Genomic DNA, 14753 nt, shown 5'->3' with positions numbered 1-14753 from the left:
CTCGCTCATGTTTATCTGGCTACGGTCTACATTGCCTCAATTTGCATCTTACTTAAGTAGTTTTAAGACGGACCCTAGTTGTTATATAAGTTTTGCACAAAAAGATGCTGATAAGGATCGTTTTGGCTGACCGATATAACCACAACGTAACCGCACCTCTAGCTGATTTCGATTAGCCGGGGGTGCGGCTTTTTTGTGTGCATCAAGTTGCGATGGTTGGGGGAAACGATTAGACTAGTGGTAGGCGATTAAAATTAATAATGATCACTTTGGAGGAATTAAAATGGCACCTAAATTAAAAGCAAGTTGTTGCTTGGTAGTTGCAAGTTTAGGGCTAATGACCTTAACATCAAGTACGACGATTCAAGCTAGTCAAAAAACTGCGACGTCAATACCTAAAGCGTTACGCGGCCGTTGGGTCGGTTATGATACAGTTACGAATGCGTATTATGCCCAAAAGTTGACGACTAAGACTTGGCGAGTCGGTAGCGGTCAGACCAAAGCGGCAGCCTTAAAGGCATTGTCAAAACCCAAAGCCAAGTTAACTTTAAGTCAACACTTAGTTGCCGGGCACACATTTACGGTGAATCGACAATTAACAAAGCATGGCTATACCACGTTTAAAAATAAGACAAGTGGTTGGTCGCATACGAGTGTGACCTTGGCTAAGCGGGCTAAGTCGCATTTAATCGTCAATTATGATGGTCGTAATTTAGTACGAACTGTCACGATGCGACTGGTTAAATAAATGGCTGGTCATAACAATTAAATGAATTAAAACACCCCGGTTAAGTCGCAATGGCTTAACCGGGGTGTTGTGTCATACAATCATGACAGTTTATCGGGTAGCGCCTTGCCAAGTTAAATTGCCACTTAAGGTTTTAGTTTGCAAAATAAAGGCGCGTAGGCGTGTGTTTTTTGGCATCTGCTCCCAAGCTTTAACGCTAGCCGTTTCCTTGACCGGGGTGCCACGGAACATGGCAATGTTGGCTTCTCCCATGCCACTGGCTAAACGTTTAATTTCTTTGGGGCTATAGTGGGTTTCTGACCGATCTTCATAGAGTTGGCTGAGCGCGGCATTATAGCCAGCGGCATAAAGTACGTCATGGTCATACTTTTGGTAAGCTTTGGCGGCCGCATCACCGCGATTGGCTTTAATGTAGTTGGCCACGTTTAACGGTGTCGCATGGTAAGTGGCCTGCCCAGTCTGTTGGTCGATTTTTAAGGTGCCATAATAATGCTCGCCTAAGATTAAAGCACCACTAGCAATATCCGTTAGCTTTGTGCCATCAACGGTCTTATGTTTGATGCTTTGCGCATGAATATGCCCACTGAGGGTTAATTTCAAGTTAGCCTTACTGAAAACTTGGCGGACCTGATCGGCATAACCGATCGTGTAATTTTGGTGAATCATGGTATGGTCCATAATATTGTGGTGCAGAACTGGGATTAAGGTGGCATGTTGCTTCTTCGCTTCACGACCAATTTTGGCGATCCAATCGAGGGTGCCATCAGTAAAGCCGCCACCAACCGTTGAGCTGCCTTGTTGGTAGTTGCCCTTATAAATCGCAGAATCGAGCATTAAAAACCAGGTTTTGGCACTAGGTTTGACGAGATAACTGAGTGAACTACTATCATGTTGTACCGCGGCATTGTAGCCAGCTTTAGCATAGATCGTTTTGAATTCATTGGGTGTGACAGCACTCGTGATATATTGCTTTTTACCTTTGAAACGACGGGTCAGCGGATTGTTAATATCATGATTTCCTGGGACGACGTAGACGCGAATATGCGCTTTAGTGAGTCGCTTTAATTGTTTGGCGACGTATTGATGACTGGCTTTTTCGCCATTGTTGGTGATATCACCACTAATAAGCACGACATCAGGCTTTTTGTGTAATGCAGTCGCAATAAACGCCTTAAAAATCGTGGCACTATAAGTTAAGTCAGCCCCCGCATCACTGGCGGCATAACTCTTAAAAGCGCTGCCATTATCATGCAAACTGGGGGCGATCACGTGGTCATCACTAATGACCATCGCAGTTAATTGGCGCGTCTTGACCTGATTGGCAGTAGCGTGATTGGTTTGATGACAGCCAGCTAGTAAAAGGGCGCTCCCCACAGCGACCAACACGGCTAAATGATGAAAGTTAAATTTCACAAAAATCGTCTCATTTCTTCCAAGTAATACCGTTATTATACCCGTTTGTTTAGGGGGTTGGATAGTTATTTATCCAAATTAAATTGGCTGGGTGATAATTGTACACAAAAGGCTAACCGATTTACGGATACTGGCGCATAAAAAAACTGGCTATCAGCAGATAGTCAGTTTTTTAAAATCAATCATGAATGATTAAGCTTGTTTAGCGGGTTTCCAAATACCTAAGATCACCCCAGCAATGACGGCACCAATAACGGTAGCGGCAACGTAACCCCAGATGTTAGTGGCTAAAAGGGCAACCCATAACCCACCATGAGGTGCAGGCACTGAAACGTTCCATAATTGGGTCAAGCCACCAGCAATGGCAGCGCCAATCACACTTGAACCAATGACGTGTAATGGATCAGCAGTGGCGAATGGAATCGCACCTTCAGTGATGAAGGAAATCCCAAGTAACCAGTTAGAAATCCCAGCTTTACGTTCGTCATCAGTAAATTTCTTTGGCCAAAAGGCAGTTGCAATCGCAGTTGCCAATGGTGGTACCATCCCACCAGCCATAACGGCGGCCATTAAGTTCCCATCATGAGTTGCGGTAAAGGCACCAGTCGCAAAGACGTAAGCGGCCTTGTTGAAAGGACCACCCATATCGATTGACATCATCCCACCGAGGACTAACCCGAGTAAGACGGCATTACCAGTACCCATTGAGTTTAAGAAGTGGGTAATCCATTGGTTAATAACTGAGAAGATCGGGTTAACAATGAAGAACATCAAAGCGGCAACGATCAATAACCCTAAGATTGGGTAAATCAACATTGGCTTCATCCCTTCAAGGGATTGTGGCATGTTCTTAGTCCATTTCTTCATCCAAACAGTGATATAACCAGCTAAGAAACCAGCAACTAACCCACCTAAGAAACCAGCAGGGCTCTTAGCATTAGCGGCGATTGAAGCGGTATAAGCACCACCATAAGCACCGGTATAAACGGTTGCCATGAACCCACCAACGAATCCAGGCATCAAGGCTGGCCGATCACCAATTGATTCGGCGATGTAAGCTGCTAAGACCGGTACCATGAAGGCAAAGGCCATATTCCCAGCTTGGTTGAAGAAGGTAAAAGCTAAACTCTTGTCACCAGCAAATTGTTCGATAACGAAGGAGAGGGCCATTAAGATCCCACCACCAACGACGAATGGTAACATGTGTGAAATCCCGTTCATTAAATCTTTGTAGATTTCACTCCAAACACCGCCATTAGCACTGCCGCCTTCATCAGCATCGCTCGCACCACCATCGGCATCATGGTAAACCGGCGCTTTGCCACTTAAGGCTTCATTCAAAAGTTCTTCTGACTTGTTGATCCCATCGGTAACTGGGCGGTTAACAAGATGCTTGCCATCAAACCGTGCCATTTTAACTTTCTTATCAGCGGCGATGACGACGCCATCAGCACGGGCGATTTCATCAGCGGTCAATAAATGTTTGACCCCTTCAGAACCGTTAGTTTCGATTTTAATATCAACACCCATTGCCTCTGCTTGTTTGATTAAAGCGGCTTCGGCCATATACGTATGGGCAATCCCGTTAGGACAAGCCGTTACCCCAACAATGTAAGGGCGTTTTTCAGCGGCAGGGGCGCTAGCTTGGGCAGCGGCTTTTTCAGCTTTAGCTGCCGCATCTTTAGCGTCTTTGGCTTCCTTAGCCGCTTGGGCATCGGCGAAGAGTTGTTGGACATCTTCTGGTGTTTGCGCTTCTTTTAATTTCGCAACTAAGTCAGGATCAATTAAGAGACTTGATAAAGCAGCGAGGGCAGCCAAGTGGGTGTTGTTTGCCCCTTCAGGTGCCGCAATCATAAAGAATAAATGAACTGGTTGGCCATCTAAGGCGTTAAAATCAACCCCAGCTTTACTTTTGGCAAACATAACGGTTGCGCGTTGAACGGCTTTATCTTTGGCGTGGGGCATTGCGATCCCATCACCGATCCCCGTTGTTGATTCAGCTTCACGTTTGATGATGTCTTGCTTGTATAAGGCTTCGTCATTAATGACACCTTGTTCGGCATATTTATGAACTAATTCATCAATCGCAGCGTCCTTGGTCGTGGCTTTCATATCCATGATCATGACGTCTTTTAATAAAAGGTCGCGGATATCCATGTGTGTGTACAGTCCTTTCTGGAACTAGAATTCAATTAGTTAGTTAAGTCTTCAATCTTAATCAGTGGCAAGATCTCATCGATTTTGGCCCGCGTTGCGATGTCTTCAGAGAAGGCAGTTGCTGAACCACAAGCTAAGCCATAACGGAAACTTTCAATGGCATCATGCGTTTTAGCAAAGGTCCCAACGAAGCCACCAATCATCGAATCACCAGCGCCAACGGAGTTGATGACGTGGCCCTTAGGTGCGGGGCTAAAGTAAACGTGGTCCGGGGTAATCAAGAGACCACCATCACCAGCCATCGAAATCAAGACATGTTGCGCGCCTTCACCAAGCATGCGTTGGCCAGCCGCGATAATGTCAGCTTGGCTATTGAACGTGGTGTCGTAGTAAGCGGCCAATTCATGATTATTTGGCTTGACGACTAATGGTTGACTAGGCAAAGTCTTTTTCAACGCTTCGCCAGTAGTGTCGATGACGAAGTTTGCACCAGCAGCTTTAACTTTTTGAATAATGTCATAATAGAATGAATCAGGTAAGCTTGGTGTTAAACTCCCAGACATCACAACCACATCGTCAGGTGTCAGATGGGCCAATTCTTGATAGAAAGCATCAACTTCAGCGCTTGTAATGTCAGGACCGGCACCGTTTAATTCAGTTTCTTGTTCGGCGTGAATCTTAACATTAATGCGGGTGTCATCAGCAATCTTAGTAAATTGACACGTTAAGCCCTTAGCTTTTAACGCATCGGTCACAAAGGCGCCGGTGAAACCACCAACGAAGCCCAAAGCAACGTTAGGTTGTTCGAGGTCATTTAAAATTTGTGAGACGTTGATGCCTTTACCACCGGGTAACTTGGCGGTGTGGGCCAAACGGTTAACACTGCCGAGTTGCATGGCTGGTAATTGAACCACGTAATCAATCGCAGGATTGACGGTGATGGTGTAAATCATGAGTTCTTTACCTCCTGAATGGTAGTTAATGGTTGATATTGTTCGGCCAACATTGGGGTCAACTGGTCAGTGACGATCGTCGCACTGCTTAGATCGCCGACCCGCGCAAACGAAACGTGGTCGAATTTAGTGTTATCAGCCAAAATGAAGCTTTCTTCACTTTGGTCGATGGCTGTTTTTTTAACGATCGCTTCGTCGGGGTCGGGGGTGGTCAACCCAAACTTGGGATGCACCCCATTAATACCTAAGAAAACCTTGTTGAACCGATATTCCTGTAACGACTTGACGGCTTCTGGGCCGATGACCGCTTTAGTGGTGCCTTTCAAATTACCACCAAGTAGGTAGGTCTTAATGCCCATGTCAGCGAGTGCTGGAGCATGGACGACCCCGTTGGTCACGACGCGCAAGTTGAAGCCGGGATTTAAATGATGGATCATCGCGAGCGTTGACGTACCGGCATCGAGATAAATCACATCATCAACCTGAATATTGGCAACAGCTTGCTGGGCAATGCGGTCTTTAGCATCCACATTACGCGAAACTTTGTCGTTCATGGCAGGTTCTTCTTGGAGTGAGTTCATATATTTAGCGCCACCGTGGACGCGCAATAATTCACCCTGTTCCTCTAATTGTTGTAAATCCCGGCGAGCGGTTGATTCAGAACAACTAGTTTTGGAACAAATATCCTTGATTTTAATAATGCCCTTGAAACGGATCGTATTTAAAATGTATTGTTGTCGTTCTTCTGTAAGCACTTTCAAATCCCTCCGAAGATTAATATACACGCTTAGCTATCAAAACGCAACAAAAACCTTCAAAAAACGTCAAAAAAGCTCAAAAGCCGTCACTGAATCAGTCATCGATGGTGAAACTGCCTGAAATGGCAGATACTTTGACGTGGTCGCCGAAGATTTGTATACTAGGTCAGGTATCTAATTTCGCACGAACCGATTCGTAGATAAATAATATAGAAGAAACAGGAGAAAAACATGTTTGTCGATCAAGTAAAAGTAGATGTAAAAGCCGGTAACGGCGGTAACGGGATGGTCGCATTCCGGCGCGAAAAGTTCGTGCCGAATGGGGGGCCTGCTGGTGGTGACGGTGGCCGCGGTGGCAGTATCGTCTTACAAGCCGATGAAGGTTTACGGACTTTGATGGATTTCCGGTATACCCGCAAATTCAAGGCCGATAACGGTGGCAACGGGATGATCAAGCAAATGACTGGTCGTTCTGCTAAAGATACCATCATTAATGTACCTTTAGGGACAGTCGTAACCGATGCGGATACGGGTGATTTGATTGGTGATATTACTGAAAAGAACCAAAAATTGGTCATTGCCAAGGGTGGCCGTGGTGGTCGTGGCAATATCCATTTTGCCAGTCCTAAAAATCCAGCCCCAGAAATTTCAGAAAACGGTGAACCCGGTGATGAGCTGACGGTGCGCATGGAATTAAAAGTGTTAGCTGATGTTGGTTTAGTTGGGTTCCCATCCGTCGGTAAGTCCACGCTGTTGTCCGTTGTAACGAGTGCTAAACCTAAGATTGCGGCGTATCACTTTACCACATTAGTGCCTAATTTGGGGATGGTGCGGTTAGATGATGGGCGCGACTTTGTTATGGCCGACTTGCCAGGGTTGATTGAAGGTGCGGCTAACGGGGTTGGCCTAGGGATTCAATTCTTACGCCATATTGAACGGACGCGGGTTATCTTGCATCTGATTGATATGAGCGGTGTTGAAGAGAATGATCCGTTTGAAGATTATTTGAAAATCAATCATGAATTGACGAGCTATGATCCTGACCTATTGAAACGACCACAAATCGTGGTTGCGACTAAGATGGATATGCCGGATTCAGCTGATAACTTGGCTGAATTTGAAGTAAAGTTAAAAGATGATGATACTTTGGCTGAAACACCCAAGATTTATCCGATTTCATCGATTACGCAACAAGGCATCAAAGCCTTACTGGCACAAACCGCTGATTTATTAGATGTGACACCACAATTCCCAGTTAAAGGCGTTGATGACGTGCAACATCGTGATTATACCGCTGAACCAAATCAAGACTTTACTGTCGATAATCCAGAACCAGGCTTGTTTGTCTTGTCTGGTGAAAAGTTGGAACGCTTGTTTAAGATGACCAACTTGGATCACGAAGAAAGCTTGATGCGCTTTGCCCGTCAATTGCGCGGGATGGGAATCGACGATGCCTTACGGGCCGCCGGTGCTAAGAACGATGATACGATTCAAATTTTAGATTACTCTTTCCAATTTATGGATTAAACCAGTCAAAAACGGTCACGCTTTTCAATCAGCGTGACCGTTTTTTTTGACTGCTTTCAATTTTGATGATCTGTGTGTTAAACCGTTTGATTAGTGTTCAAAGCAGCTTAATTTTGAATCGTTAATGTTTTAGTGGCACTGGCTTTGGTGAGGGTTTTGCCGCTAGGGGTGAAGATACCGCCTAAGACTACATTAACGTGTTTGATCTTGGTGGGATTGGTCGTAATTAAGGCCATGGTAAAGGCATTTTTATGCGCACCACTGGTTAATTGTAGGCCGGCACCAGCATCATACATTTGTGTGGCTTGGGTTAAGGTTTGGCCTTGGTCGGTTTTGACGGCGGTAATGCCATCGATGTTGACAGTTTGTGACCGATGATTGGTCACCGTATATTTCAATTGGAGCGTGTAATAAGTTCCCTTGATTTGATCCGTATTTAGCGCTTGATTAGCCATTTTTAAGGCCTTTTTCGTACTAGGCTGATTTTTTAAAATGCGAATTTGTGTGAATTTAAAGCTCACTTGACCGTTAATGAACGTTTTAGTCGTGGGCTTGATTTCCGTCAAGCTGACCTTGGTGCCAGCTTGGTCATAAGTGTACTGATGCGCCTTGGTGAGCTGACCGCTTTTGACGTAATTTTTGTCCGTTTTCGCCTTTTTAGGTACGCTAAAATCTTTGAGCGTGGTTGCCGTTTTCGATTCGCTGGCAGCGTCACTGCTAGCTTTCGTCGTATCTTTAGGGGTCGACGTCGTCTTTTGCGAACTGCTTTCAAATTGAGCCGCTGCTTTATGGTAGCTGGGCATGCTACTGGATGAACAGCCACTTAGTAATAGTAAACTAACAGCTAGTACGCCAGCACCAATAAATTTTTCTTTCACGATAATAAACTCCTTTTAACCTAGTAATAAACGTTGTGTACTGAGTCGATACCCAAAGAGTGGGGCGACTGGTGTCGTGCCAATCAGTAACGGCGCTTGACCGTTTAGCTGGCGTGTCCGGGCGAAAAATTGATCTAGTGTTAATGGCGTACCTGTTTGACTAGGCACTAATAACAGTTGATCGGTTTGCCAACGTAAGTCTAGGATCGGTTGTAAGCCCGTGTCGGGTTCCCAATAAAGGGGAATTTGTCGATCTAAATCGACGGTCGAGAGTTTGAAATCAATTAAACGCATCTTGGCACCTCAATAAATAGTTACAAACTTTACCAGTTGAAATGATACAATATTATATGAAAGAATACAAAGACTAATCGTTGTTAATTACCACTATCTTCGGTAGAATAATTAGCAGACTGTACAGATAAGGACGAACAAAACGATGCAATTAGAATTTTTAGGCACCGGTGCTGGTTCACCGGGTAAATTTCGTAATGTCACAAGTACGGCATTACGCTTGTTAGATGAACGCAATGAAGTTTGGCTATTTGATGTGGGTGAAGGCACCCAACATCAAATTTTACGGACGACGTTAAAGCCACGGAAAATCACTAAGATTTTCATTACCCATTTGCACGGGGACCATATTTTTGGCTTACCCGGTTTTTTAAGTTCACGCTCATTTCAAGGTGGCGATGAACCATTGACGATTTATGGTCCTAAGGGCGTTCGTGATTTTGTGATGACGGCGCTGCGGGTATCTGGAACCCGGTTATCATATCCATTGAAGTTTGAAGAACTAACGGATGGCGGAGTTATTTTTGAAGATGCCACGTTTAAGGTTTCTTGCCAAACCTTGGAACATCGCATTGCGACGTTTGGCTACCGGGTTGAGGAAGCTGATCATCCGGGTGAATTACAAGCTGAAAAGCTCAAAGCAATGGATATTCCGAGCGGGCCAATTTATGGTCAATTAAAAGCGGGTAAAACCGTAACATTACCGGATGGTCGGACAATTAATGGTCAGGATTTCTTAGCTGCCCCACAACCGGGCCGAATCGTGACGATTCTAGGTGATACGCGGAAGACTGATCATGCGGTGAGTTTGGCGCAAAATGCGGATGTCTTAGTTCATGAAAGTACATTTGGTAAAGATGAAGGCAAGTTAGCCCATAATTATTACCATTCAACGAGTACCCAAGCAGCGCAAGTTGCTAAGCAAGCTGGGGTGACGCAATTATTGTTGACGCACATTTCAGCACGTTATACCGGTAAGTTGTCTAAGGAACTACAAAAACAAGCGCAACAAGTGTTTAAAAATACAAAAGTTGTCCGGGACTTTGACTTGATTGAAGTGCCTATCAAAAAGTAGGTGAGCAGAAATGACGGATTTAACGGGACAAGTGGTATTAATCACCGGTGTTTCTAGTGGCTTGGGTGAACAATTGGCCTTAGCTGTAGCGGCGGCTGGCGCCAACGTGGTGTTAATGGCCCGACGTCAGGAACGGTTAACGCGGGTTGCGGATCAATGTCGGATTTTATCAGCCAGTCAGGCTGTTGCTTTAGCTGGAGATATTAGTTCGGTCAAGGCTGTCGATCGCGTATTTGCAACCATTGACGAGATGTTTGGTCGGTTAGATATTGTGATCAACGCTGCTGGATTTGGTTACTTAGCACCAGCTGTGACCATTAAACCAGCTTTGATGGCGAAAATGTTTCATGTGAATACGTTAGGTGTGATGTATGTCAGTCAGTTAGCGGCGCAACGAATGCGTTCAGCTGGGCATGGTGAGATTGTCAATGTGGCGTCAATTGCTGGTAAAATTGCCACGCCTAAGTCAGCGGTTTATGCCGCGACTAAAGCCGCATTGATTGCGTATGACAATGCGCTACGACTGGAATTACGCGCCGACCACATCAATGTTATGACGGTGAACCCAGGACCGATTGCGACCGACTTTTTCAAAACGGCTGATCCGACAGGCAACTATTTAGATTCGGTGAAGTGGTTAGCGTTAAATCCAGTCAAGTTTGCACAACAAATTGTGAATAAGCTCGGGCACCATCGCCGAGAAATCAATGCACCATGGGTCATGAATGCAGCTAATCTTGGTTATCAAGTTGCGCCTAAATTGGGCGATTGGTTAGCTGGTTCAGTCTTTAATTTCAAATAAAAATGGGGGTCGTGGAAAATGAAAAATCAATGGCGGTTAGTTAGTGCATTAGGAATCGTGTTGGTCATCGTTGTTTTTGCTATTTTGAATGTGGAACCAGTCCGGGTTAATTTTGGGATAGTGGCTGTTCATTGGCCGCTCATTTTAGTGATTGTGATCACGTTGATTTTAGGGGTTGTGATTGCAGTTTTAATGGCCACAGTTGGTGCGGCGAAAGAACGTACTGAACATGAAGAAGCGCTCGCAGCTGCGCAAACTAAGATTGATAAATTAACGGCTGAAAATAAAAGTTTAACGTTACGTTTGAATAATCAAGGTAAACAAACGCGCGGGACGGCAACTGAAAAGCCAGTGACGACGAAATAAAATTTAATTAATGAAAGGAAGCTTGCCATGTTAGCGGCCAAAAAGAAATGGATCACGTCGACATCGACAATCGATGATGCGGCGTTAAATGAGTTAGCAACGGCCGCCGGAGTGACGCCACTAATTGCCAAGTTGTTGATGGCACGGGGAATCACCACGCCGGAGCAAGCGACGCAATTTTTACATGCTGATCAACAACCATTGAATGATCCGTTGCAAATGCATGATATGCAAAAAGCTGTTGATCGGATTCAAGAAGCGATTGTTGCCGGTGATCAAATTACGGTTTACGGGGATTATGATGCTGATGGGTTGACGAGTACGGCAATTATGTTTGAAACGTTGGACCAGGTTGGAGCGAACGTGAATTACTATATTCCGGATCGCTTTAAAGATGGTTATGGACCTAACCAAGCCGCTTTTGATCGCCTGATTGAGGCGGGGACCAAGTTGTTTGTGACGGTCGATAACGGGGTTGCTGGTAACGCGGTTATCAATGCGGTTCAAGCACAGGGGATTGATGTGGTCGTGACTGATCATCATGAATTGCCTGCTGAATTACCACAAGCTTATGCAATCGTCCACCCACGCCATCCCGAAGGTCAGTATCCCTTTGGCGAGCTATCGGGTGCGGGTGTCGCATTTAAAGTGGCAACGGCATTACTGGAAGAAGTTCCCGAAGAATTATTAGATTTAGCGGCGATTGGGACTGTTGCTGATTTGGTGTCATTGACGGCTGAGAATCGGACGATTGTCACGCTAGGCTTAAAAGTTTTACAGCAAACGACGCGACCAGGTTTAGCCGCTTTGATTAAGGCTGCTGGTTTAGAAGCAGACAAACTGGATGCAACGAGTATCGGTTTTGGGATTGCGCCACGCTTGAATGCTTTAGGCCGACTCCAATCGGCGCAAAGTGGCGTCGAATTATTAACCACTTTAGATGAAGACCGCGCTAACGAATTAGCACAAATGGTCAATCAATTAAATGAAAAACGCCAAGGGCTAGTCCGCGACATTGCAGCCAATGCGCTAGATCAAGCTGAAAGTGCCGCTAACCAAGCACGTCAGACGTTAGTGATCACGGGTCAAAACTGGCATGAAGGGGTCTTAGGGATTGTCGCTAGCCGAATTGTTGAGGCGACCGGCAAACCGACCTTAGTTTTAAATGAAGATGCTGATGGGCGCCTAAAAGGTAGCGGTCGGAGTATTGAAGCCTACAACTTGTTTGCGGCCATTGATCCGATTCGTGACCAATTAGTGGCGTTTGGTGGCCATCATATGGCTGTCGGGCTGACGTTAATGAAAGACCAATTGTCAGCGCTAAAGACAGCTTTAGAAACGGCCGCGACTGCTGAAGATTTGGCCGCCCATGCGCAGGCTAGCTTACAATTAGATGGTACGTTAAAAGTTGCTGATGCCTCGTTAGCGACATTGACGGCATTACAACAATTGGCACCATTTGGCACGGACAATCCGGCGCCGTTGTTTGAACTGGACCCGGATAAGATTAGTCAAGTACGGGCAATTGGGGCTGATAAGCAACATTTGAAGTTGCAATTGAGCGATGGTAACCAACAAGTTGATGCGATTGCGTTTTCAATGGGCGCTGCAGCTAGTGCTATTGAAGCCAGTCCAACCAATGTCCAAGTGGTCGGTGAGCTTAGTTCGAATACATGGAATGGCCAAACTAAACCGCAAATTATGGTAAAGGATTTAGCCGTAACAGGCAGTCAAGTGATCGATGCGCGTACGCAACATCTGACGGCACATCAATTTAGCCAGCCGGGTGTTTATATTTTCTTCCATCAAAACTTGTTAAAACGGTTGACCAGTTACTTAAATCCAAACAGTCAGGCCATTTTAGCCAATGACCAATCAGCTTTAGCGGCGGTTGGTGAGCAACCGGTGTTTATTGTGGATTGTCCCGATACGTTAACTGACTTAACGGACGTCTTGCAGCAAGTGGCTTTGAATCAAATTACCTTATATTTGTATCGACGTGAATCACTATATTTAGCGGGCATGCCTAATCGTGAGCAGTTCGGTCAATTATATAAATTTACGGCAACACATCACGATGTTGACATTCACCATCAGCTGGCCCAAGTGGCTGGACATCTCCATCTGGAACGAAACCTACTTATTTTCATGATACAGGTGTTTTTTGAGGTGGGATTTGTTAAAATAAATGATGGTGTCATGAACGGAGTTTCGAATCCTCAAAAAGCGGATTTACATCACGCCCCTAGTTATCAGCTGCGCGAACAACAAATCGCCGCTGAAGAAACTCTTTTGTATAGTAAATCTGCAGCGCTTCAAACCTGGGTGAAAAACCAAGCTGCAGTGAAGAATTAAAGGAGCTGTTTATAAGCAATGGCATTAGATTTAACAAAATACGTTGCCAGCATTCCGGACTATCCGGAACCCGGCATTATCTTTCGGGATATTTCACCATTAATGGCTGACGGTGAAGCTTACCGCGAAGCTACTGATCAAATCGTCAAATTCGCACGTGACAAGCATGTTGACATGATTGTCGGTCCAGAAGCTCGTGGCTTCATCGTGGGTTGCCCGGTGGCTTACGAATTAGGTGTTGGTTTTGCACCGGCACGGAAAAAGGGTAAGTTACCACGTGCTACCGTTAAAGCTACTTATGACTTGGAATATGGCCAATCAGCCCTTTACTTGCATAAAGACGCGATTAAACCCGGCCAAAACGTGTTGGTCACCGATGACTTGTTAGCCACTGGTGGCACCATTTCGGCAACCATCCAATTAGTTGAAGAACTTGGTGGTAACGTTGTCGGCACGGCCTTCTTAGTAGAATTAAAAGAGTTAAATGGTCGCGATAAGATTAAAGATTACGATATTTTAAGCTTAATGGAATTTTAGGCCTGAAGAAAAGCACACTAGTCAATTTTGACCGGTGTGCTTTTCTTGTTGGACGCTTAATAAAATGGGTGGCCGAGATTCGTGATTAATAGTTGAAAGTAGATTATCACTAAGATACTGACTAAAACATTGACGGCAAAAGCCCAAACACCAGCACGATTCCAGGTTGCCTGAACTTGTTTGAAACTCGCAACGTCTTGGTAATCACCATTTTGCCACGCCCAACGATTGCCCTTAAAACCGCAGACAAAAGCCCAAATAATACTGAAGACTGGAATTAGTGCAAATAGGGGTAAATAAGTGCGATTGCCTATTCCCCAAAGATAAGTAAACGAAAAGGCGCCCCAATTCCAACCTTTAATTTCATCAGGGATGGTGGCAGTAGTTGCTGTATTTTCCATTCGTGAAACCTCCTAATTAACTTTTTGATAAGCTTAATGGGCTTATCGTTAATTAATTACGGTAAGTAGTGGTAATATAATTTTATTTTCTAGACAAATTTAAAAAATAATGTGAAGGTGAGCGTCATGTCATTAACTGAAGCAGAACAACGCGCAACTAAACAAGATTTACAACAGAACTTTGATCGAACTGGATTAAGCTTAGGACAGGTGGCAGCGGATTTAAAAACGACACCAGCCCACGTGCGAGCCGTATTGGCATTAAATGTGACCTATATTGAAGAACCGTGGATTCTACGTGACTATTTACAACGGCAATTGGTTGCCCAACACAAAAGTGGCGTGGCTTACCATAAATTAGTCGGTGAGCCACAACAGTATTGGTTTTTAAATCAGCAACGGATTCAGCGGGGCGTGCTGGCAGCGAGATAATATCAGCTTAACGGCGGTGTTATCCCGCTTTTTTTGACATGAAATAGAAAAAACACT

At 45.0% G+C, this 14753-nt stretch carries 15 protein-coding genes; 8 read left to right on the top strand and 7 right to left on the bottom strand.

The window, feature by feature from the left end:
* Window positions 1-283: 283 nt before the first annotated feature.
* Entirely contained in the window at window positions 284-748 is a 465-nt protein-coding gene (locus tag FFM75_RS04370) for a hypothetical protein (RefSeq protein WP_137627968.1), read from the top strand.
* Window positions 749-838: 90 nt separating this feature from the next.
* Here FFM75_RS04370 and FFM75_RS04365 read toward each other — a convergent pair whose 3' ends face one another.
* The 4 genes from FFM75_RS04365 to FFM75_RS04350 all read right to left on the bottom strand — a co-directional run bounded on the left by FFM75_RS04365 (window position 839) and on the right by FFM75_RS04350 (window position 6026).
* Entirely contained in the window at window positions 839-2161 is a 1323-nt protein-coding gene (locus tag FFM75_RS04365) for a metallophosphoesterase family protein (RefSeq protein ID WP_223876605.1), read from the bottom strand.
* 192 nt (window positions 2162-2353) lie between these two features.
* A complete protein-coding gene (locus FFM75_RS04360; protein ID WP_137627967.1) occupies window positions 2354-4318 on the bottom strand; it encodes a PTS fructose transporter subunit IIABC in 1965 nt (654 codons plus the stop codon).
* Window positions 4319-4353: 35 nt separating this feature from the next.
* Complete coding sequence (pfkB, locus tag FFM75_RS04355) at window positions 4354-5271, bottom strand: 1-phosphofructokinase (RefSeq protein WP_137627966.1); 918 nt, start codon at window positions 5269-5271, stop codon at window positions 4354-4356.
* On the bottom strand, window positions 5268-6026 hold the full coding sequence (locus FFM75_RS04350; RefSeq protein WP_137627965.1) for a DeoR/GlpR family DNA-binding transcription regulator: 759 nt from the start codon (window positions 6024-6026) through the stop codon (window positions 5268-5270). Before FFM75_RS04350 ends, pfkB begins: the two co-directional genes overlap by 4 nt.
* A 234-nt stretch (window positions 6027-6260) precedes the next feature.
* Here FFM75_RS04350 and obgE point away from each other — a divergent pair, with 234 nt between their 5' ends.
* The gene (gene obgE, locus FFM75_RS04345) at window positions 6261-7556 is read left to right on the top strand and encodes a GTPase ObgE (protein ID WP_137627964.1); all 1296 of its coding nucleotides are present in this window, start codon (window positions 6261-6263) and stop codon (window positions 7554-7556) included.
* A 107-nt stretch (window positions 7557-7663) separates the two neighbouring features.
* Here obgE and FFM75_RS04340 read toward each other — a convergent pair whose 3' ends face one another.
* A complete protein-coding gene (locus FFM75_RS04340) occupies window positions 7664-8434 on the bottom strand; it encodes a hypothetical protein (RefSeq protein WP_137627963.1) in 771 nt (256 codons plus the stop codon).
* A gap of 15 nt (window positions 8435-8449) precedes the next feature.
* Window positions 8450-8728, bottom strand: a complete 279-nt coding sequence (locus tag FFM75_RS04335) for a hypothetical protein (protein ID WP_137627962.1) — start codon at window positions 8726-8728, stop codon at window positions 8450-8452.
* Between the two features lie 145 nt (window positions 8729-8873).
* On the opposite strand from FFM75_RS04335, the gene rnz reads away from it, so the two are divergent.
* From rnz to FFM75_RS04310, 5 genes are read left to right on the top strand one after another with little or no spacing between them, the layout of a single operon-like run.
* Window positions 8874-9803, top strand: a complete 930-nt coding sequence (rnz, locus tag FFM75_RS04330) for a ribonuclease Z (RefSeq protein WP_137627961.1) — start codon at window positions 8874-8876, stop codon at window positions 9801-9803.
* 10 nt (window positions 9804-9813) lie between these two features.
* Window positions 9814-10605 carry an SDR family NAD(P)-dependent oxidoreductase gene (locus tag FFM75_RS04325; RefSeq protein WP_137627960.1) on the top strand — a complete coding sequence of 264 codons (792 nt, stop codon included), beginning with the start codon at window positions 9814-9816 and terminating at the stop codon, window positions 10603-10605.
* Window positions 10606-10623: 18 nt separating this feature from the next.
* The gene (locus tag FFM75_RS04320) at window positions 10624-10971 is read left to right on the top strand and encodes a LapA family protein (RefSeq protein ID WP_137627959.1); all 348 of its coding nucleotides are present in this window, start codon (window positions 10624-10626) and stop codon (window positions 10969-10971) included.
* A 27-nt stretch (window positions 10972-10998) separates the two neighbouring features.
* Window positions 10999-13326: a single-stranded-DNA-specific exonuclease RecJ gene (recJ, locus tag FFM75_RS04315; protein ID WP_137627958.1), complete on the top strand. Its 2328-nt coding sequence runs from the start codon at window positions 10999-11001 to the stop codon at window positions 13324-13326.
* 18 nt (window positions 13327-13344) lie between these two features.
* Entirely contained in the window at window positions 13345-13863 is a 519-nt protein-coding gene (locus FFM75_RS04310) for an adenine phosphoribosyltransferase (protein WP_137627957.1), read from the top strand.
* A gap of 56 nt (window positions 13864-13919) precedes the next feature.
* Here the strand turns inward: FFM75_RS04310 and FFM75_RS04305 are convergent, their stop codons facing one another.
* A complete protein-coding gene (locus FFM75_RS04305; protein WP_137627956.1) occupies window positions 13920-14264 on the bottom strand; it encodes a ribonuclease G in 345 nt (114 codons plus the stop codon).
* A 126-nt stretch (window positions 14265-14390) separates the two neighbouring features.
* Between FFM75_RS04305 and FFM75_RS04300 the strand changes: the two genes are divergently transcribed.
* Window positions 14391-14696, top strand: coding sequence for a DUF2316 family protein (locus tag FFM75_RS04300; RefSeq protein WP_137627955.1), 306 nt, complete (start codon window positions 14391-14393; stop codon window positions 14694-14696).
* Window positions 14697-14753 lie beyond the last annotated feature (57 nt).

The sequence above is a fragment of the Lactiplantibacillus daowaiensis genome, assembly GCF_005405085.1.
In the GTDB taxonomy this organism is placed as follows: Bacteria; Bacillota; Bacilli; order Lactobacillales; family Lactobacillaceae; genus Lactiplantibacillus; species Lactiplantibacillus daowaiensis.
This window is presented reverse-complemented; position numbering and strand designations above follow the sequence as displayed.

What these genes read in the sequence shown, in the direction of transcription:
- FFM75_RS04370 (WP_137627968.1), top strand. Translation starts at nt 284, where the DNA reads ATGGCACCTAAATTAAAAGCAAGTTGTTGCTTGGTAGTTGCAAGTTTA.
- FFM75_RS04360 (WP_137627967.1), bottom strand. Translation starts at nt 4,318, where the DNA reads ATGGATATCCGCGACCTTTTATTAAAAGACGTCATGATCATGGATATG.
- pfkB (WP_137627966.1), bottom strand. Translation starts at nt 5,271, where the DNA reads ATGATTTACACCATCACCGTCAATCCTGCGATTGATTACGTGGTTCAA.
- obgE (WP_137627964.1), top strand. Translation starts at nt 6,261, where the DNA reads ATGTTTGTCGATCAAGTAAAAGTAGATGTAAAAGCCGGTAACGGCGGT.
- FFM75_RS04335 (WP_137627962.1), bottom strand. Translation starts at nt 8,728, where the DNA reads ATGCGTTTAATTGATTTCAAACTCTCGACCGTCGATTTAGATCGACAA.
- rnz (WP_137627961.1), top strand. Translation starts at nt 8,874, where the DNA reads ATGCAATTAGAATTTTTAGGCACCGGTGCTGGTTCACCGGGTAAATTT.
- FFM75_RS04325 (WP_137627960.1), top strand. Translation starts at nt 9,814, where the DNA reads ATGACGGATTTAACGGGACAAGTGGTATTAATCACCGGTGTTTCTAGT.
- FFM75_RS04320 (WP_137627959.1), top strand. Translation starts at nt 10,624, where the DNA reads ATGAAAAATCAATGGCGGTTAGTTAGTGCATTAGGAATCGTGTTGGTC.
- recJ (WP_137627958.1), top strand. Translation starts at nt 10,999, where the DNA reads ATGTTAGCGGCCAAAAAGAAATGGATCACGTCGACATCGACAATCGAT.
- FFM75_RS04310 (WP_137627957.1), top strand. Translation starts at nt 13,345, where the DNA reads ATGGCATTAGATTTAACAAAATACGTTGCCAGCATTCCGGACTATCCG.
- FFM75_RS04305 (WP_137627956.1), bottom strand. Translation starts at nt 14,264, where the DNA reads ATGGAAAATACAGCAACTACTGCCACCATCCCTGATGAAATTAAAGGT.
- FFM75_RS04300 (WP_137627955.1), top strand. Translation starts at nt 14,391, where the DNA reads ATGTCATTAACTGAAGCAGAACAACGCGCAACTAAACAAGATTTACAA.